Raw genomic sequence first — 19,149 nt, 5'->3', positions numbered from 1 at the left:
CATGGGTTCACTCAAGTTCCAGCACCACGACGCGCTGTCCGGCGCGCACTGCCGAACCCGGTTGCACGCGAATCTCGCGCACCACCCCGGCCATAGGCGCGAGCAGCGGGATTTCCATCTTCATCGACTCCAGAATCACCAGCACATCACCCGCGGCAACCCGGCTACCGGTTTCAACCTGAACCTGCCAAAGGTTGCCGGCGATGTGGCTGTCGACGCTCTGTTGACCGCTGGCCAACGGCGCGTCTTCGGTCACCTCCGGGGTCAGCTCTTCACTGTCGAAATGCGCCTGGCCACTGGCGATCCAGCGCTCGCGCTCGGCGTTGAATGCACCTTTTTGCTGATCGCGAAACGCGGCAATGCTCTCGGCTTCCTTCGTCAGGAAGGCTTGGTAATCCGCCAGATTCAGCTGACTGTGCTCGATATTCAGATCGAAGCGCCCGAGTGGGAAATCCCGTCGAATGCGCAGCAGTTCATCGGCACTGACCGGGTAGAAACGGATCTGATCGAAGAAGCGCAGCAGCCACGGTTTGCCATCGAATGCGGCGACCTCGCGATAGCGATTCCACATCTGCAAAGTGCGGCCGACGAACTGATAACCGCCGGGGCCTTCCATGCCGTACACGCACATGTAAGCACCACCGATGCCCACCGAGTTTTCCGCGGTCCAGGTGCGGGCCGGGTTGTATTTGGTGGTCACCAAGCGATGCCGCGGGTCGAGCGGCGTGGCGACCGGCGCACCGAGGTAGACGTCGCCCAGGCCCATCACCAGGTAGCTGGCGTCGAACACCGTGCGCTGCACTTCGTCGAGGTTTGGCAGGTCGTTGATGCGGCGGATGAACTCCAGATTGCTTGGGCACCACGGGGCGTCCTTGCGCACGGTGGTCATGTATTTTTCGATCGCCAACTGGCAGGCCGGGTCGTCCCAGGACAACGGCAGATGGACGATGCGCGAGGGCACTTGCAGGTCCTTGGCGGCGCACACGGCATCCCATTCGCCGGCGACGATGCCGAGCAGATCGGCCAGCGGCAGTTGTTCGGGTTGGTAGTGCACTTGCAGCGAGCGGATGCCGGGTGTCAGGTCGATGACGCCGTGCAGGTTTTGGCTTTCCAGGGCTTGCATCAAGGCGTGGGCGCGGAAGCGCAGGACCAGGTCCAGTTCGGGGGCACCGATTTCCAGCAGCAGGTGGGTGTCGCCTGACAGCCGTGCAACCAGCCGCGTATCCCCCTGGCCCAAATCCAACACCACAGGCGACACAATCCCCTGTGGGAGCGAGCTTGCTCGCGATAGCGGTGTGTCAGTCACATCAATGCTGGATGTGCCGACGTCATCGCGAGCAAGTCGAATCGTCGCACCGTCGCTCCCACATTGATTCCATTTCAGGGCGAGGTTGCGGGCGGTCTTGAGATCGACCGGGAGGAACTGCACTTTATCCCCAGCCTTGAGCTGCCCAAGCTGCCAGAGGTCAGCTTCGATCACGGTCACCGGGCAGACAAACCCGCCGAGACTAGGGCCGTCGGGGCCGAGGATCACCGGCATGTCACCGGTAAAATCCACCGCCCCAATGGCGTACGGATTGTCATGAATATTCGACGGATGCAGACCCGCCTCGCCACCGTCGGCACGTACCCATTCAGGCTTCGGCCCGATCAACCGCACACCGGTTCGGCTGGAGTTGAAATGTACTTCCCACTGGGTGGCGAAGAAGGTGCCGATGTAGTTTTCGGTGAAGTATTCCGGTGCGCCATGAGGGCCGTAGATCACCCGAATTTGCCGCACGGTGGGCAACTCGGTGACCTGTTCTTCAGCCAGTTGTTGACCGGCACTGCGGTCGTTCAAAGCAGGGAGATGCAACACGTCGCCGGCTCGCAACGCACGACCACCATGCCCACCAAACTGGCCGAGGGTGAAGGTGCTTTTGCTGCCCAGATAGTCTGGAACCTGAAGGCCACCACGCAGGCACAAATAACTGCGAGCGCCTGCTCCTGCAATCGTGCCGAGGCTCAATGTCGCGCCCGCCGGAACCAGCAGCGCGGTGTTCATCGGCACGGTTTCACCGTTTAGCGCCAATGGAATCATCGTGCCTGTGACCGCCACCACCGCGTCGCAATTGAAGCGCAGCAGCGGCCCGCTCATGGTGATTTCCAGTGCCGCGGCGCCTTCGTCGTTACCCAGCAAAAGGTTGCCCAGACGTAACGCGCGACTGTCCATCGGCCCTGACGGCGGCACGCCCACGGCCCAGTAACCGAGGCGGCCGGGATAGTCCTGAACGCTGGTTTGAGTCCCGGCGCTGAACACTTCAAACGTGTTGGCCTGATACACCAAACCTTCCAGGCAACGGGTCCACGGCTGACCGCTGGCGAAGGGCACATCGAGCAGAATCTGCCGCAAATAGTCGCGGTTGGTTTCCACTCCGTAGAGCAGGCTGTCGCCCAACGCCTGATGCAGATCGGCAGCAGCTTCTTCACGGGTCGGCGCCCAACTGATGACTTTGGCGATCATCGGATCGAAGTACGGTGGGATCTCGCAACCGGCTTCAACCCACGTGTCGATACGCAAGTGTTTGCCATCGGCGGCAGGGAAGTTCACGGCGGTCAGCAAGCCGGGGCTTGGCTGAAAATCGCGGCCCGGATCTTCGGCATAGAGCCGTGCTTGAATCGCATGACCATCGGCTTTCAAACCTTGGCTCAACGTGCCCAACGGTGGCAAATCACCCGCCGCCAGTTCGACCATCCAGCGCACCAGATCCACACACCAGACTTGCTCGGTGACGCCGTGCTCCACCTGCAAGCGGGTGTTCACTTCGAGAAAGTAGAAGCGTTGAGCCTCGCTGTCGAAGACGAACTCAACGGTGCCGGCGCTGCGGTAATTCACCGCTTTCGCCAGTTTGATCGCCGCCGTACACAGCTCTTCGGCCATGCCCTCGGGCAGGTTCGGCGCCGGGGTTTCTTCGAGGACTTTCTGGTTGCGGCGCTGAACCGAGCAGTCGCGCACGCCGAGGGCAATCACTTCGCCCCGGCCGTCGCCGAACACCTGCACTTCCAGATGTCGGGCGCGCTGGATGTACTTCTCGATGAACACCCCGGCGTCGCTGAAGTTGTTCTGGCCGAGGCGCTTGACGGCCTCAAAGGATTCGCTCAACTCGGCCGCACTGCGACACACGCGCATGCCGATGCCACCACCACCAGCGGTGCTTTTGAGCATCACCGGGTAGCCGACCTGTTCGCCGGCAATCAGCGCCGCGTCGAGGCTGTCGAGCAACTCGGTGCCTTCGAGCATCGGCACGCCGTGTTGCTTGGCCAAGGCGCGCGCGGTGTGCTTGAGACCGAACACTCGCAGCTGCTCTGGCGTCGGGCCGATGAAGGCGATGTTGGCGGCTTCGCACGCTTCGGCGAACGCGGCGTTTTCCGAGAGAAAACCGTAGCCGGGATGGATCGCCGTGGCGCCGGTGGATTTGGCGATGGCGAGGATTTTTTCGACGGCCAGATAGGTGCCGGCGGCTGCGCCTTCACCGAGACTGTGGGCTTCATCGGCTTGCAGGATGTGCAAACTGGCGGCATCGGCTTCGGAGTAAACGGCAACGCCCTGGACCTGCAACTCACGCAAGGTACGCAGGATGCGACAGGCAATGGCGCCACGGTTGGCAATCAGGACTTTTTCGAACATGGCATAACCCCTGGAGGCGATAACGCATCAGCCTCGACCTGGGATGCGGGCCGTCCCGCAGTTTTTCGATAGGCGCCAGGGTCGTCCCCGACGGCAAAAACAGTTCGCTTCAAACCACCGCGTAACCCTGTGGGAGCGGGCTTGCTCGCGAAGGCGGAGTGTCAGTCGACATTAATGTTGAATGTGACGGCCCCTTCGCGAGCAAGCCCGCTCCCACAGTAGATTTAGGGTGTTCTTACTGTTTGATGCACTGGCCTGAACGGGCCTGGCACAGGCCAAACAACCATCTACGTAACCGCACGAATTTCAGTTCCATACCAGCAGCTCCGCAGGGGTGGGGTTATAGGCATTGCACGGATTGTTCAGTTGCGGGCAGTTGGAGATCAGCACGATCACGTCCATCTCGGCCCGCAGGTCGACGTATTTGCCCGGCGCCGAGATGCCGTCTTCAAACGTCAGCCCGCCATCCACCGTGACCGGTACGTTCATGAAGAAGTTGATGTTCGGCCCGATGTCGCCCTTGCCCAGTCGTCCATCGTGAACGCAGGCCCGCAGGTAGTTGTCGCGGCAGCTGTGCATGTAGCGTTTCTCCAACGCGTAACGCACTGTGTTGCTCTCTTGTGCGCAAGCGCCGCCGAGGGTGTCGTGCCGACCGCAGGTGTCGGCGACGATGGTCAGCATCGGCTTGCCGAGGTTGGAATAAAGCACGCTGCCGGTGCTCAGGTAGACGCTGTTCTGTCGGCGCAACGTGCGTTGCACGTCGTAGCGCTCCTTTGGGTTGGCAACGCTGTAGAACAACGTGTCGACGGCCTGATTGCCTTCCAGATCGAGGATGCGCAAGGTCTGGCCAGCCTTGACTTCCATCAGCCACGGTTCGCCGGCCGGGATGGTGGCGCGGTAGACCGCAGTTTCTGGCAGCTGTTGAGCGGTAGCGATTGCAAGTGACATGGCAGCGATCCTCAGGCGAACAGACGGTCGGTGTTGATGAAGCCGCGCTCGTTTTCCGGGCGCGAGGTGCGGCAGTGTTCGGCGACGCTGGCATCGGCGTTCATCCAGCTCAACTTCAGCGGTTTGGGCGCGTATTCAGGCGAAGGGTCCATCGGATGTTGCAGCGCGGTGAGCACCACCAGCGTGTCCATCGGCGCATACAACTCGATGTAGTCGCCGGCCCTGGAATTGCCTTCGACGAAGTGGAAATGCCCGGCCTCATCGACGTTCACCCGGCTAAACAAATTGAGCGTCATCAGCAGGTCGGAAAGGCCCAGCCCCCACTTGCCCAGCTCCACCAACAAGTTGTCGGTGCCGTTGCGGAAGAAGCCGTTGCGCAGTTCCTGATAGCGCCCCGCGCCGTATTTTTCAGCGACCTCTTCAGCACAGAGCACACCACCGAGGTTGTCGCTCCAGCCGCAGGTGTCAGCAGTGATGGCGGCCAGCACGCGACCCATGTCCGAGTACAGGCAATGGCCGGTGGTGAGCTTGGCGGTGTGTTGGCATTTGAGGCTGTCGGGCAGGTTCAGGCGTTCGGTTTTTTCATTGGCGTTGAGCAGCGTCAGGCTGACGTTGGCGCCGCCACGCAGGTCGGTCAGGCGCAGCAGTTGGCCGCGTTTCAGGACGAAGGAGCGATGACCGCCGCCGGGGAGCATTTCTTCGACGAAGGGCGGGAACAGTTGGGTCGAATCAGTCATGTGCAAAAGTCCTCTTAAGCGGTACGAAGCGTGCCTGCCAGCTCAGCCGGCAAGGCGTCGACGGCGGCGCGATGGGCGCGGCGGTCGCTGTTCAAAGGGATGTCGTAAGTGATGCGCGCGCCATAGGCGCCAGGGGCGTGCGGGTCGAGGCGGACCTTGTCGAACACCAGCAGGCGAGTGCCGAGGCTGAAACCTTCGGACAGGTCGTGGGTGACCATGAACACGGTCAATTGCGTCTCGCGCCACAGCTCCAGCAGCAGGCCGTGCATGTCTTTGCGGATGCCTGGATCGAGGGCACCGAATGGTTCGTCGAGCAGCAACACGCGCGGTTTCATGATCAGCGCCTGGGCGATGGCCAGCCGTTGTTGCATGCCACCGGAGAGCTGCGCCGGGTACTTGTCCAGCGAATGGCCGAGGCCGACTTTGTGCAGCAGTACTGAGGCTTGTTCGCGTGCATCTTTTTTTGCGCTGCCGAACAACCGCCCGAGCAACGGTGAGCGCGGCAGTTCAAGGCCCAGGGCGACGTTGTCCAGCACGCTCAAGTGCGGGAACACCGAGTAACGCTGGAACACCACGCCACGGCTGGCATCCGGCTCGCCAGCCAAGGCCTGGCCATCCAACAGAATCTCGCCGCGACTGGCGCGTTCCTGGCCCAGCAATAGCCGCAGGAAGGTCGACTTGCCGCAACCCGACGCACCGACCAAGGTGCAGAACTCGCCCTCGTTGACGTTCAGGTTCAGCCCTTCGAGCACCACCTGATCGGCGTATTGCTGCCAGACGTTTTTTACCGTGATGAAGCTCATGCGCGGGCTCCCTCATACCAAGGGAACGCCCGTTGGGTCAGGCGTTTCAGGCCCCAGTCCATCAGCCAGGCGAGCAGGGTGATCCAGACCACATAGGGCAAAATCACGTCCATCGCCAAGTAGCGGCGCACCAGGAAAATCCGGTAACCGAGGCCGTTGGTGGAGGCGATGGCTTCGGCGGCGATCAGGAACAACCACGCCGAGCCAAGCATCAGCCGCAGCGAGATCAGCAGCCGTGGCAGCAGTTGCGGCAGCACTACCCGCAGCATCAGCGTCCAGGTCGAGGCGCCGAGGGTCTGGGCTTTGATCAGCAACTCGACGGGGATTTCCCGGGCGCGTTGCTCCAGATCACGGGCCAGGCACGGGGTGATGCCGATCACGATCAGCATCACTTTCGACAATTCCCCCAACCCGAACACGATGAACAGAATCGGCAGAATCGCCAGCGGCGGCACCATCGACAGCACCGTCAGCAACGGCGACAACGGCGCGCCAAACAGCGGCAAAGTCCCGGCGGCGATGCCCAGGCACAGTCCGGCCAGCGCACTGATGCCGAGGCCGATGGCCAGGCGTCGCAGACTGGACGCGGTGTCTTGCCACAACACGTATTCACCGGTGCGGGTGTCGGCGGTAAACGCCAGGCGTTTCACCGCGTCAGTCATCTGCACGGCGCTCGGCAATAGCTTGTCGTTGGGGTTGTCCATCAGCCGCTCGGCCGAGCCCATGAAGTAGGCGAACAGCACCAGGGCGAACGGCAGGATCACCAAAAGCAGGCGACTCGGGCGATCCGGGTGGCGATTGATCAGGCGCATGGCCAGGTCCTCCTGATTACAGCTTCGCGTCGGCGGCCATCTGCACGTAGGTCGGGTCGAAGCGCAGTTTGAGGTTGGTTTTGTCGCCGCTGGTCACGCCATTGGCGAACGCCATGCCGACGGCGCTGGTGTCCTTGGCGCCTTCACCGAGCAAGCCGTGCTGGAACGAGAACTCGGCCACCTTGCGCATGGTTTCCGGCAGTTGCTTGCTGGTGGAGAACGCCAGGGCTTCTTTGGGGGTGGCGAACAATTTGGTGGTGTCCAGTTGCGACTGGAAACCGGTCAGATCGGTGCCGGAAGCTTTAGCCATGTGTTCGAGGGCGGCTTTGCTGGCGGCGTTTTTCGCGTTCATCAACTCGACCACTTCAAACCAGGCGCCGGTCAGCGCTTTTCCCAGCGCCGGGTTGTCTTTGAGAGTCGATGAGTTGACCACCATCATGTCCATGATTTCGCCGGGGATCTGGCTGGAGTTGAACACTTCGGTCACCGCAGGCTTGGCCTTGATGTCCGAAAGCATCGGGTTCCAGGTGGTGACAGCGTTGACCTGATCGGTGTTGAAAGCGGCCGAGATATCGGCGTCGGAGGTGTTGACCACTTTCAGGTCTTTCTCGGTGAGATCGACCGAATCCAGCGCCCGGGCCAGCAAGTAGTGGGAGACAGAGAGCTCCACCAGATTGACGTCCATGCCTTTGAGGTCGGTGACTTTCTTACCGTCGCCCTTGAGCACGATGCCGTCGTTGCCGTTGGAGAAGTCGCTGACGATCAGCGCGGTGCTGTCGACGCCACCGGCTGCCGGAATGGTCAGCGCGTCCATGTTGGTCATGGTGCAACCGTCGAATTGGCCAGAGGTGTATTGGTTGATGGATTCGACGTAGTCATTGAGCTGCACCACATCAATCTTGATGCCGTACTTCTTTGCCCATTTGTCGACGATGCCTTGGCTGCCAGCGTATTCCCAGGGCATCCAGCCTGCGTAGATGGTCCAGCAGACGCTGAAGTGGTCTTTCTGGGCGGCCTGGGACGAAACGCTCACGAAGGCTGCGAAAGCAGCGGCGAGCAGGGCGGGTAAACGAAGCTTGAGCATGGGTGGTTCTCCAGTTGATCAAGGGCGGGCAGGAGTCAACGCGGCACCGTGAACGGTGGCTTGTCTCCCGGGCTTTTGTCCCGCCGTGTAACCTCAACTGGAGGTCGCCAACTCTCGGACCAGCCACTCGCCTTAGCGAGCCGGAACCCTAGTCAGCCATTGCAAATTGTGGTGCCGCGAACCTGTGATGACTCCTGCACGTCTTTGCTAAAGCGAGAGCCGTGCCAAGTCGGCTTGAGCCGTCTGGCCTGCGGCATTGCGCGATTGGCGCTTATGGACGGGGAGAAATACTTGCCTTGTGATGGTGCGCCGGCGCACCGCAATGGGACGTATCGGCCGCCGATCTGAAGGTTGGCGTCGCCCGGCACTCGATGGAGCATTGCCAGTCAAAACAGGTGTCAGCCGGCCTGTTCCGGCTGTGGGTCTTTCAGGAGGCCGCCATGTTTCGTCGACTGTTGCTTGGTGTTTTTCTGGGCCTTGGGCTATCCGGCTGCTACTACTACGCCGGTGGCTACGATGCGTATTCCGCGCCTTATTACTACCCCGGTTACTCGCCCTATTCCTACTATTACGGACCGCGTTATTACTATGGTCCGCGCTTTTATGGCGGCTATCGCTACTACTATTGGGGCGGGCATTCACCACGTTATTACGGAGGTGGATATCGTGGTGGTCACCCTTAGTCAGCGGGTGAATGGATGAAAAACCTTTCATCGGCGACTTGTTTCAATGTGTTTCAGGAACGCACCAGATTTGGAAAACGATGTCTGATCTTTCGACAGTCACCGAATAATTGACTGTCGCCTGCCAGCGTCGCTGGTGTGGCTCACTCGCGGTCCAGGAGGCCGCCATGTATCTGCGAATTCTTCTGATTGCTGTATTGGGATTGTCTCTTGGTGCATGCGTGCCTTATTCCGATGGAGGAGCCAGCTACTACAGTTCCGAGGTCTATTCCTCGCCAGCCTATTATGACGGCGGACCTTACTATTCAGGCGGCGGCGGTTATTACACGCAACCACGCCGGTACTACGCACCGCCAGCGCGGTACTACCAACCAACGCCGCGGTATTACCACCAGCCGCGGGTTTATCAACCGGCACCGCGTTATTACCAGCCGCAGCGAGGCGACTATCGGGCCCATCAGAATGAGGGTTGGGACGGCCGTAACCGTGGCGGTTGGAACAACGACTACCGTGGCAATGGTGGACGCAATAATCACGGCGGACGGGGCGACCACAACGGTCGCGGTGATCACGATGGCCGAGGCGGCCACCGTTAAACACTCATAAAAAAAGCGGCGCATGAAGCGCCGCTTTTTTATGCCCGGCTTTCAGTATTCCTACAGATCGGCCAGGGGATGCCGGCCTTCCCAGGCCTTGTGGAAATGCGCGTCTACCACTGCATCCGGCAGATTATTGATATCTGGCCAGTGCCAATGAGGTTTTTGATCCTTGTCGATCAACCGTGCGCGCACGCCTTCGCTGAACTCAGGATGACGGCAACAGTTGAGGCTCATGGTGTACTCCATCTGAAAGACTTGAGCCAGCGACATGTGCCGGGCGCGGGTGATCTGTTCCCACACCAGATGAGCGGTCAGGGGCGAGCCTTCGCTCATGGTTTTCGCGGCACGGCTGAGCAGCAGATCCGTGTTGTCGCGCAGCTGGCTGATGGCCTTCCAGGCGCAGCGCACGTCACTGACATCCAGCAGCTCATCGATTTGCTGGCGTCGTGGCAGCCACTGGGCTTCGGGCATTTGCGCGATGGCTTCCTGTTGCAAGGCCTTGAGCAGGCTGTTCAGCTGCATCGGCGTCTGTTCCTGCCAGTTCAACTGCAGCAGGCCTTCCATCAACTCTTCCTGCTGCTCATCGAGCAGGAAGCGGTCGGCCAGGTCGAGATCGATCGCATCGCGACCGTTCATATGGGCGCCGGTCAGGCCGAGAAACAATCCGAGCTTGCCGGGCAGGCGCGACAGAAACCAACTGGCCCCGACATCCGGGTACAAACCAATACTGATCTCCGGCATCGCCAACCGGCTGCTCGGCGTGACAATCCGGATGTTCGACCCTTGCAGCAGTCCCATGCCGCCGCCGAGCACATAGCCATGCCCCCAGCAGATCAGCGGTTTAGGGTAAGTGTGCAGATTGAAGTCCAGGCGATATTCCGCCGCAAAGAAATGCGCTGCCAGCGGCGGCACTTCGCCGGGATGGGCGCGACAGGCTTCCACCAGACTGCGTACTTCGCCACCGGCGCAAAAGGCTTTGGCGCCGTTGCCGCGCAACACGACGCAGACGATTTGTGGCTCTTTGGCCCAGGCGTCCAGTTGATCGCGCAAAGCGTTGATCATCGGCAAGGACAGGGCATTGAGGGAGTTTTCGGCATCCAGGCTGGCGACTCCGATGCGTGCGCCGTCGGTGCCAGTGAGTTCTTCGAAGTGCAAATTCATCGTGACCTCGATCGGGAATTTGAGCGTTCAGTATGATCGCTGTACAGGAAAGTGCCGGATCTGCGTCAGATCAATTGACAAGCGTGATGGGCTTTCCTAGGGTTCGCCCCATTGTTTTTGCCGGATGTAACCATGACTGCTGACGACCGTATCAAACTCGAACCGAGCTGGAAGGAGGCACTGCGTGCCGAGTTCGACCAGCCCTACATGGCAGAGTTGCGTAACTTCCTGCAAGAGGAGCGCGCGGCCGGCAAGGAAATCTACCCTCCCGGACCGATGATTTTCAACGCGCTCAATTCGACGCCGCTGGATAAAGTCAAAGTCGTCATCCTCGGCCAGGACCCGTACCACGGCCCGGGACAGGCCCACGGCTTGTGCTTTTCGGTGCAACCGGGCGTACCGGCGCCGCCGTCGCTGGTGAACATCTATAAAGAGTTGAAACGCGATCTGAACATCGACATCCCGACCCACGGTTGCCTGCAAAGCTGGGCTGACCAGGGCGTGCTGATGATCAACACCACCATGACCGTGGAACGCGCCAACGCCAATGCGCACAAGGACAAGGGCTGGCAGTTTTTCACCGATCGGATCATTGAAGTGGTCAGCGAACATCAGCCGCATCTGGTGTTCATGCTGTGGGGCGCCCATGCGCAGAGCAAGCAGAAACTGATCGATGCCACCAAGCATCTGGTGCTCACGTCGGTGCATCCGTCACCGTTGTCCGCCTATCGAGGCTTCCTCGGGTGCGGGCACTTCAGCCGAACCAATAAGTATCTTGAGCAGAATGGCGAGACGCCGATCGAGTGGCGGTTGCCGCCAGTTTGATGCGTTGACCGAGTTGGCCCCTTCGCGAGCAAGCCCGCTCCCACATTTGACCGAGTTGTCCAGGCATACACGGTTTAATGTGGGAGCGGGCTTGCTCGCGATGGGGTCGACTCGGTCTGTTAGACAGAATCCGGCACTCGATTCCAATACTTGAACAACGGTTCCGCCAGAAACAACACAAACAACAGCCGCATCACCTGCATCGCCGTCACCAGCGGCACCGACAACTGTAATGTCTCTGCCGTCAGGCTCATCTCCGCAATCCCGCCGGGCATCATGCCGAGCGTCAACGAGCGCAAATCCAGGTGGGTCAGCGCACTCAACCCCAATGCCGCCAGTGTGGCGATCAACATGGTCAGCACCGTGCCGATCAAGGTCCGCCCCATAAAAGAAGGCGCACGCCGGAAAAACTGCCGATTGAAGTGACACCCCAACCCGCTGCCAATCAGCCATTGGCCGATCTGGCTGCCGCCGTTGGGCAAGCCGATGTGCAGGTCCCAGCCGATACTCACCGCTGCACTCACCAGCAACGGCCCGAACAGCCACGGATTGGGTTGACGAAGACGTTCCCATAGCCACGCGGCCAATGCGCCGGCCGGGAATAGAAAGGCCAGCCACCACCAATTGACGGCGGACGGATGAAAAACCGGCGTGCCGCTGCCCAGCAAATACTTGAACGCCGCCGGCACACACAGCACCACCACCAACACCCGCAGACTTTGCCCCGCCGCAACACGACTGAGCACCGCGCCGTTACGCGCGCCGAGGTTGACCATCTCCCCGGAGCCGCCGGGCATGCTGGAAAAGAACGCGGTGGCGCGATCTTCACCGGTACGCCGCATCAACCAGACCCCGACCACGGCCGAGAGGCTGGTGACCAATGCACCGAAGAAGATCAGACCGAAGTGGCTCAGCACCTGCTCCATCACCACCGGGGTGAAGTGCAGGCCGATACCGATGCCGACAATCCACTGGCCGCACTTGCGGCCGCCAGGGATTTCCGCCAATTGCCAGGGTGTCAGGCAACGCACCAGGATGATCGCCAGCAACGAGCCGACCATCCACGGCAGTGGCCAGCCGATCTGGCTGGCCAGGTAACCGCCCAGCAGACCGACCAGCGGAGTTCCCCACCAGGCTTTGAAGGGTGTTCGATCAGACATCGGCGATGGCGCGACGGGCGACCGAACGTTTGCGCCAGATTCGGATGATCGGCATCAGGAGCATGATCGCGGTCAGTACCCAGCAGCCGAAGGTGATCGGGCTCGACCAGAGGATTTCCAGCGCACCATTGGAAATCGACAGGGCGCGACGCAGGTTCTGCTCCATCAGGCCACCAAGGATGAAGCCCAACAGGACCGGCGACAAAGGGAAATCCAGCTTGCGCAGGATGTAACCGAAGATGCCGATACCGATCATCAGGAACAGGTCGAAGGTGGTGGCATGCACCGCGTAGACGCCGATCCCGGTGATGATCGCAATCACTGGTACCAGCGCCCAGTTCGGCACGGCAAGGATGCGGGTGAAGATGCGGATCATCGGAATGTTGAGGATCACCAGCATCACGTTGGCGACGAACAACGAAGCGATCAGGCCCCAGACAATGTCCGGTTGCTGTTGGAACAACAGCGGACCCGGGGTGATGTTGTACAGCGACAGCGCGCCGATCATCACCGCCGTGGTGCCCGAACCTGGAACACCGAGGGTCAGCATTGGCACCAGGGCACCGCAGGCTGCGCCGCCGATGGCGGTTTCCGGGGCTGCGAGGCCGCGCATGTCGCCCTGGCCGAAGGTGCCTTTGGCGCCGGCGATACGTTTCTCGGTCATGTAAGCCACGGCGCTGGCCAGCGTTGCGCCCGCACCCGGCAACACGCCCATGATGAAGCCCAGCACGCCGCAACGAATGTTCACCACGAACACTGCCGAGGCTTCCTTGAAGTTGAACATCATGCGGCCGGTGGCTTTCACCGCTTCCTGGCCGTGATGGGTTTTTTCCAGCAGCAGGAGGATTTCACTGATGGAGAACAGGCCCAGCACCAACACAACGAATTGAATGCCGTCGGTCAGGTGGATGTTGTCCCCGGTGAAACGGTACACGCCGCTGTTGGCATCGATCCCGACGCTCGACAGAAACAACCCGATCAACGCGGCAATAAAGGTTTTCAGCGGTCGGTCACCGGCCATGCCGCCCAGGCAGACAATCGCAAACACCATCAACACGAAATATTCGGCCGGGCCAAAGGCAATCGCCCATTTCGCCAGCAACGGGGCGAACAGCACCATGCCGCAGGTGGCGATGAACGCACCGATAAACGAACTCCACGCCGACAGCGACAAAGCTACACCGGCCAGACCCTTGCGGGCCATCGGGTAACCGTCGAGGGTGGTCATGACGGTGGAGGCTTCGCCCGGAATGTTCAGCAGGATCGAGCTGATCCGGCCGCCGTATTCACAACCCAGGTACACCGCCGCCAGCAGAATCAGCGCCGACTCCGGTGGCAGACCGAGGGCGAACGCGATCGGGATCAGCAGCGCCACGCCGTTGATCGGGCCCAGGCCCGGCAACAGGCCGACCACGGTGCCGATGAGGGTGCCGCAGAGCGCAGTCACCAGGTTGTACGGGGTCAGCGCAACGCCAAACCCTTGTCCCAAATAGCCAAGAGTATCCATATCAGTTCTCCAGAACGTCGAGCACGCCCAACGGCAGTGGCACGTCCATCACCTTGTCGAACAGCAAGTAAAGGCCGACAGCCATCAGGCTGATGATCACCACACTGGGCAACCAGCGGCCGCCGTACAGGCGCGCCATCGGGATACCGATCAGGATGCTCGCGACAATGAAGCCAAGGGGTTCGAAGGTGCCCGCGAACACCAGCAACAGCACCACGCAGATGCCGATTTTGGTCAGGGTTTCGCGGTCCATCGGCGGTTCGTCAGGGTTGTGCTTGATCGGTGCGGGACGAAACACCATGTACAACAGCGCCAGGCCCATCAGTCCGAGCATCAACAGCGGGAAGGCCCGAGGCCCCACCGGTTCGTAGGAAAAAGCCGCTTGGTACGGCCACGCCATCAGCGCCAGGCCAATACAGGCCAGCAACAGCACCGAAGCAAAAATGCGTTGTAAGAGCATGGGAAACTCCTGTGCCGCAGCCCCGCGCAAACGGGGCCGCAGCCGCTAGACAGAGGCGATCACTGAATCAGGCCGAACTCTTTGGCCAGCACTTTGTAGTCCGCAACCTGCTTCTTCACGTAGGTGTCCAACTCCGGGCCGGTCATGGCGAACGGGAAGAGCTCACGTTGATCGCGAAGCTTGGCGAATTCCTCGGAAGCCAGCAGCTTGTCGAAAGCGTCTTTCCACCAGGCGTAGTCTTCGTCGCTGACCTTTGGCCCGAGGTAGAAGCCCCGAACCACTGGCCAGACGATGTCGTAGCCTTGTTCTTTGGCGGTCGGAATGTCTTTCATTTCCGGCTCGTCCAGACGCTTCTCGGAGAACACAGCCAGCAGGCGCATGTCACCGCTCTGGATGTGCGGCATGGAGTCGGAGATGTCGGTGCTGCCGACCTGGATGTGGCCGCCGAGCAGGGCGGTGGCGATTTCACCACCGCCTTCGAGGGCGACGTAACGCAGGTCGCGCGGGTTGATCCCGGCAGCCTTGGCGATCAGGGCGGTCTGCATCCAGTCCTGGCTGCCGACGGTGCCGCCGGAGCCGATCACCACTTTGCTCGGATCTTTCTTCAACGCCTGAACCAGATCGTCCAGAGTCTTGTAAGGCGAATCGCTTTTCACCGCGATGGCGCCGTAGCTTGTTCCAACCGCCGCCAGCCAGCGCACGGCGCTTTCATCGAAACGACCGAATTTGCCTTGGGCCAGGTTCAACAGCGAACCGCTGGACCACGCCACCAACGTGCCAGCGTCGGCTGGACGCTGAGCGACCACCGCGTTGTACGCCACCGCGCCGACACCGCCGGGCATGTAGGTCACGCGCATCGGTTTGGTCAGCAGTTTCTGATTCACCAGCGCGCTTTGCGCCAGCTTGCAGGTCAGGTCGAAACCGCCGCCGGGCGAGGCCGGGGCGATGCATTCCGGACGTTTGGGTTCAGCGAGCAATTGGCCGGCGAACAGCAGGGCGCTGGCGGTGAGAGCAAACTTACGCAGTGACAAATTCATTGGATTCTCCACAGATTTTTTGTTGTATGGATATGTAGGAGCTGCCGAAGGCTGCGATCTTTTTGGCTTCGGCGGTTCAATCAATTACCAAAGGGCAACGCTATAGCTCACCAGCAGACGCACTTCATCGGCATCGCGAGCGGAGTAATTGGAACGGTAAGTGGCATTACGCAGGCGCACGGCAACATCCTTGAGCGCGCCGCTTTGTACAACGTATTTGATTTCGGTGTTGCGTTCCCACTCTTTGCCTTCGTCACCGTTCTTGAGCTTGATGTTGTCACCGCTCACGTAACGGCTCATGAAACTCAGGCCGGGGATGCCGAGTTTGGCGAAGTCGTAGTCGTAGCGTGCCTGCCAGGAATGTTCTTCGGCACCAGCAAAGTCGTTGATCTGCACGAAGTTGACTAGATACGGGTCACTGCCATCGACGTACGGGAACGCGCTGTCGCCGGACATGTGCTGGTAGCCGGCGCTGAATTTATGCCCGCTCAATGCGTAGCTCACCAGGCCGTTGAGGGATTTGTTGTCAATCTTGCCGCCACGGGCCGCGCCCTGGTCATCACTGATGGCCAGGCGCAGATCGGTGCCGAAAGTGCCGGGGCCGAACGGTTGCGAAGCGACAGCACCGAGGAAGTGCTGGTTGTAGACTTCATCAAGTTGCGCGAAGTGGTAGCTGCCGGTGATTTTGTCGGTGAACTTGTAGTCCAGGCCGCCAAAGTCAAAATGCTTGCCGGCGGCCGTGCCAGCAAAACGGCTGTTCTTGTTGTTGAGGGCAATGTCCTCGAAGTCGGTACTGTCGCGGTCCTTGGCTTTCTCCAGACGCCCGCCGGTGAAGGTCAGGTTCTTGATCTCTTTGGAGGTCAGCAGGCCGCCTTCGAAGGTCTGCGGCAGGATGCGCCCGTCGTTGGACTTGAGGATCGGCAGTTCCGGAATCAGGCTGCCGATTTTCAGTTCGGTGGCGGAGATCTTCACTTTGCCGGTCAGGCCCAGCTTGGAGTACTCATCGGCGGCGCGGCCGTCGTCATGGGTTGGCAACAGGCCTGTGCCGGTGCGGTCAGGACTCGAATCGAGTTTGACCCCCAGCATGCCCAGCGCATCGACACCGAACCCCACGGTACCGTCGGTGTAGCCCGATTGCAGATTGAGCATGAAGCCCTGGGCCCATTCGTCACGCTTGGATTGCTGGGCGCTGGTGCCGTCGCGAAAGTCGCGGTTGAAATACATGTTGCGGGTTTCGAGTGTTGCCGTACTGTCTTCGAAGAAGGCAGCCTGACTCAACGGCGAAAAGCCGGCGAGGGCGGCGGCACTGGCAAGGGCGGTGTGGCTGAGGCGGGGAAAACGAACAGGCGGACGAGCCTGTGGCTGCATGGACAGCATCTTGAAGTACTCCGGTTATTGTTCTTATTGGCGAAAACGCTTCGAGGCGTTTTTCGTATCGCTATGTGCGGTAGCGCACGGCAGTCGAAACTGTCCGTGGCTGGACTCTAACCGTCCAACCTTTCGCTAACCTTTCAGAAGACTTTCACGGTTTTCGGGCTTCACAGCGGCGGTTGCGGCTGTAAACTCCGCGCCAAACAATGGCATCGACCATCCCTGAATGAGGTAAAGATCCATGCGTGTTCTGCTCGTCGAAGACCACCTGCAGCTCGCCGAAAGTGTCGCCCAGGCGCTCAAGAGCACCGGGCTGACCGTGGATGTGCTGCACGACGGTGTGGCGGCGGACCTGGCGTTGAGTAGCGAGGAATACGCCATGGCGATCCTCGACGTCGGGCTGCCACGCATGGATGGCTTCGAAGTGCTGGCGCGCTTGCGGGCGCGGGGCAAGAACCTGCCAGTGTTGATGTTGACCGCTCGCAGCGACGTCAAGGATCGGGTCCACGGCCTGAACCTTGGCGCTGACGATTACCTGGCCAAACCTTTCGAACTGACCGAACTCGAAGCCCGGGTCAAAGCCCTGCTGCGCCGCAGTGTGCTCGGCGGTGAACGCCAGCAGCGCTGCGGTGTGCTGGCCTATGACCTGGACACTCGGCGCTTCACCCTCGGTGAAGAATTGCTGACCCTGACCTCTCGCGAACAGGCTGTTCTTGAAGCGCTGATCGCCCGTCCTGGCCGGGTGATGAGCAAGGAACAACTGGCCTCGCAAGTGTTCGGTCTGGACGAAGAGACCAGCCCCGACGCCATCGAGATCTATGTCCATCGCTTGCGCAAGAAGCTAGACGGCCAACCGGTCGTCATCGTGACCTTCCGCGGTCTCGGCTACTTGCTGGAAAGCCGCGATGCATAAGCCCAGCAGCCTGCGCTGGCGGTTGCTGTGGAACCTGGCACTGTTGCTGGTGGTGTTGATGTTGGCCAGTGGTTTGAGCGCTTACTGGAACGGTCGCGAAGCGGCCGACACCGCCTATGACCGGACCTTGCTGGCCTCGGCGCGGACCATCGCTGCCGGTGTCTCCCAGCGCGACGGCTCGCTGAGCGCTGACGTACCGTACGTGGCCCTCGACACCTTCGCCTACGACAGCGCAGGACGGATTTTTTACCTGGTCAACGACATCAATCAGAAACTGATCTCGGGCTACGAAAACCTGCCACCGCCGCCGCCGGGAACGCCGCGCACCGATGACTATCCGGCACTGGCGCGTTTCTATAACGCCAAGTACCAAGGGCAGAACGTGCGCGTGGTGAGCCTGCTCAAACCCGTGAGCGACCCGAACATGAACGGCATGGCGGAAATCCGCGTGGCGGAAACCGATGAAGCGCGGGTCAGCATGGCCCGCAGCCTGGCAGCGGACACGTTACTGCGTCTGGGCATGCTGGCGGTGGGTGCGTTGTTGCTGGTGTGGTTTGCGGTCAGCGCCGCGTTGCGTCCGCTGGAACGCTTGCGCACTGCGGTGGAAGAGCGTCAATCGGACGATCTGCGGCCATTGCCGTTGGTGGAAGTGCAGCACGAATTGTGGCCACTGGTGCGCGCGCTCAATCACTTTACCGAGCGCTTGCGCGAGCAGTTCGAGCGTCAGGCGCAGTTCATCGCCGATGCCGCCCATGAGCTGCGTACTCCCCTGGCGGCGCTCAAGGCACGACTGGAACTGGGTTTGCGCTCGACTGAACCCGAAACCTGGCGCAGTACGTTGGAAACCGTCGCCCAAGGCACGGATCGTTTGACCCACCTTGCCAATCAATTGCTCTCGCTGGCACGGGTCGAAAATGGTGCCCGGGCCATCGCCGAGGGCGGCGCGCAGTTGCTTGACCTCAGTCAGCTGGCTCGCGAACTCGGCATGGCCATGGCACCGCTCGCCCACGCACGCGGTGTGGCGCTGGCGCTGGAAGCGGACGAACCGGTGTGGTTGCGCGGCGAGCCAACGCTGTTGAACGAACTGTTGAGCAATCTGGTGGATAACGCGCTGGCCCATACACCGTCGGGTGGCAACGTGATTCTTCGGGTCACGGCACCGGCCGTGTTGGAGGTCGAGGACGACGGCCCCGGCATTCCTCTTGAAGAGCGCGATCGGGTGTTCGAGCGCTTTTACCGGCGTAACCAGCAGGTGGCCGGTTCGGGGTTGGGGCTGGCGATTGTCGGTGAGATCTGCCGCGCACACCTGGCTCAAATCAGCCTGCACGATGGCGAACAGGCCGGGTTGAAGGTGCGGGTGAGTTTTATCGCCGGGTAGTTTT

17 protein-coding genes and 1 riboswitch are annotated in these 19,149 nt (G+C 60.8%); of the genes, 5 read left to right on the top strand and 12 right to left on the bottom strand.

Going from position 1 to position 19,149, the window contains the following annotated elements:
* Window positions 1-7 precede the first annotated feature (7 nt).
* The 6 genes from uca to ACMXYH_RS25115 all read right to left on the bottom strand — a co-directional run bounded on the left by uca (window position 8) and on the right by ACMXYH_RS25115 (window position 8,051).
* Complete coding sequence (uca, locus tag ACMXYH_RS25140; RefSeq protein ID WP_415765295.1) at window positions 8-3,667, bottom strand: urea carboxylase; 3,660 nt, start codon at window positions 3,665-3,667, stop codon at window positions 8-10.
* Window positions 3,668-3,973: 306 nt separating this feature from the next.
* On the bottom strand, window positions 3,974-4,615 hold the full coding sequence (locus ACMXYH_RS25135) for an urea amidolyase associated protein UAAP2 (protein WP_415765293.1): 642 nt from the start codon (window positions 4,613-4,615) through the stop codon (window positions 3,974-3,976).
* An 11-nt stretch (window positions 4,616-4,626) separates the two neighbouring features.
* Window positions 4,627-5,352, bottom strand: a complete 726-nt coding sequence (locus ACMXYH_RS25130; RefSeq protein ID WP_415765292.1) for an urea amidolyase associated protein UAAP1 — start codon at window positions 5,350-5,352, stop codon at window positions 4,627-4,629.
* A 14-nt stretch (window positions 5,353-5,366) separates the two neighbouring features.
* Window positions 5,367-6,155, bottom strand: coding sequence for an ABC transporter ATP-binding protein (locus ACMXYH_RS25125; protein ID WP_129441908.1), 789 nt, complete (start codon window positions 6,153-6,155; stop codon window positions 5,367-5,369).
* On the bottom strand, window positions 6,152-6,967 hold the full coding sequence (locus tag ACMXYH_RS25120; RefSeq protein ID WP_415765291.1) for an ABC transporter permease: 816 nt from the start codon (window positions 6,965-6,967) through the stop codon (window positions 6,152-6,154). Before ACMXYH_RS25120 ends, ACMXYH_RS25125 begins: the two co-directional genes overlap by 4 nt.
* Window positions 6,968-6,983: 16 nt before the next feature.
* Window positions 6,984-8,051 carry a putative urea ABC transporter substrate-binding protein gene (locus ACMXYH_RS25115; protein WP_415765290.1) on the bottom strand — a complete coding sequence of 356 codons (1,068 nt, stop codon included), beginning with the start codon at window positions 8,049-8,051 and terminating at the stop codon, window positions 6,984-6,986.
* Between the two features lie 62 nt (window positions 8,052-8,113).
* Window positions 8,114-8,214, bottom strand: a riboswitch (guanidine-I (ykkC/yxkD leader).
* A 277-nt stretch (window positions 8,215-8,491) separates the two neighbouring features.
* On the opposite strand from ACMXYH_RS25115, the gene ACMXYH_RS25110 reads away from it, so the two are divergent.
* Both ACMXYH_RS25110 and ACMXYH_RS25105 read left to right on the top strand, forming a co-directional pair.
* Complete coding sequence (locus tag ACMXYH_RS25110) at window positions 8,492-8,734, top strand: hypothetical protein (protein WP_134418866.1); 243 nt, start codon at window positions 8,492-8,494, stop codon at window positions 8,732-8,734.
* 167 nt (window positions 8,735-8,901) lie between these two features.
* The gene (locus ACMXYH_RS25105; RefSeq protein ID WP_415765289.1) at window positions 8,902-9,330 is read left to right on the top strand and encodes a hypothetical protein; all 429 of its coding nucleotides are present in this window, start codon (window positions 8,902-8,904) and stop codon (window positions 9,328-9,330) included.
* A 60-nt stretch (window positions 9,331-9,390) separates the two neighbouring features.
* On the opposite strand, the gene ACMXYH_RS25100 is transcribed toward ACMXYH_RS25105, so the two are convergent.
* A complete protein-coding gene (locus tag ACMXYH_RS25100) occupies window positions 9,391-10,494 on the bottom strand; it encodes an enoyl-CoA hydratase/isomerase family protein (RefSeq protein WP_415765288.1) in 1,104 nt (367 codons plus the stop codon).
* A 132-nt stretch (window positions 10,495-10,626) separates the two neighbouring features.
* On the opposite strand from ACMXYH_RS25100, the gene ung reads away from it, so the two are divergent.
* Window positions 10,627-11,319, top strand: coding sequence for a uracil-DNA glycosylase (ung, locus tag ACMXYH_RS25095; protein ID WP_129441919.1), 693 nt, complete (start codon window positions 10,627-10,629; stop codon window positions 11,317-11,319).
* Between the two features lie 119 nt (window positions 11,320-11,438).
* Here the strand turns inward: ung and ACMXYH_RS25090 are convergent, their stop codons facing one another.
* The 5 genes from ACMXYH_RS25090 to ACMXYH_RS25070 form a co-directional block, all read right to left on the bottom strand.
* Window positions 11,439-12,479, bottom strand: coding sequence for an AbrB family transcriptional regulator (locus tag ACMXYH_RS25090; RefSeq protein WP_415765287.1), 1,041 nt, complete (start codon window positions 12,477-12,479; stop codon window positions 11,439-11,441).
* Window positions 12,472-13,986: a tripartite tricarboxylate transporter permease gene (locus ACMXYH_RS25085; RefSeq protein WP_129441923.1), complete on the bottom strand. Its 1,515-nt coding sequence runs from the start codon at window positions 13,984-13,986 to the stop codon at window positions 12,472-12,474. Before ACMXYH_RS25085 ends, ACMXYH_RS25090 begins: the two co-directional genes overlap by 8 nt.
* Window position 13,987: 1 nt before the next feature.
* Window positions 13,988-14,446 carry a tripartite tricarboxylate transporter TctB family protein gene (locus ACMXYH_RS25080; RefSeq protein WP_134418869.1) on the bottom strand — a complete coding sequence of 153 codons (459 nt, stop codon included), beginning with the start codon at window positions 14,444-14,446 and terminating at the stop codon, window positions 13,988-13,990.
* 59 nt (window positions 14,447-14,505) lie between these two features.
* Window positions 14,506-15,483, bottom strand: a complete 978-nt coding sequence (locus ACMXYH_RS25075; protein ID WP_129441926.1) for a Bug family tripartite tricarboxylate transporter substrate binding protein — start codon at window positions 15,481-15,483, stop codon at window positions 14,506-14,508.
* An 84-nt stretch (window positions 15,484-15,567) separates the two neighbouring features.
* Complete coding sequence (locus tag ACMXYH_RS25070) at window positions 15,568-16,860, bottom strand: OprD family porin (RefSeq protein WP_415765286.1); 1,293 nt, start codon at window positions 16,858-16,860, stop codon at window positions 15,568-15,570.
* 235 nt (window positions 16,861-17,095) lie between these two features.
* On the opposite strand from ACMXYH_RS25070, the gene ACMXYH_RS25065 reads away from it, so the two are divergent.
* Window positions 17,096-17,767: a response regulator gene (locus ACMXYH_RS25065; RefSeq protein WP_415765284.1), complete on the top strand. Its 672-nt coding sequence runs from the start codon at window positions 17,096-17,098 to the stop codon at window positions 17,765-17,767.
* Entirely contained in the window at window positions 17,760-19,145 is a 1,386-nt protein-coding gene (locus ACMXYH_RS25060; RefSeq protein WP_415765283.1) for a sensor histidine kinase, read from the top strand. Before ACMXYH_RS25065 ends, ACMXYH_RS25060 begins: the two co-directional genes overlap by 8 nt.
* The last annotated feature ends 4 nt before the right edge of the window (window positions 19,146-19,149 follow it).

Source organism: Pseudomonas frigoris (assembly GCF_047758635.1).
Classification (GTDB): Bacteria; Pseudomonadota; Gammaproteobacteria; order Pseudomonadales; family Pseudomonadaceae; genus Aquipseudomonas; species Aquipseudomonas frigoris.
The sequence above is the reverse complement of the archived record's forward strand: the minus strand, read 5'-3'. Positions and strand labels throughout refer to the sequence as shown.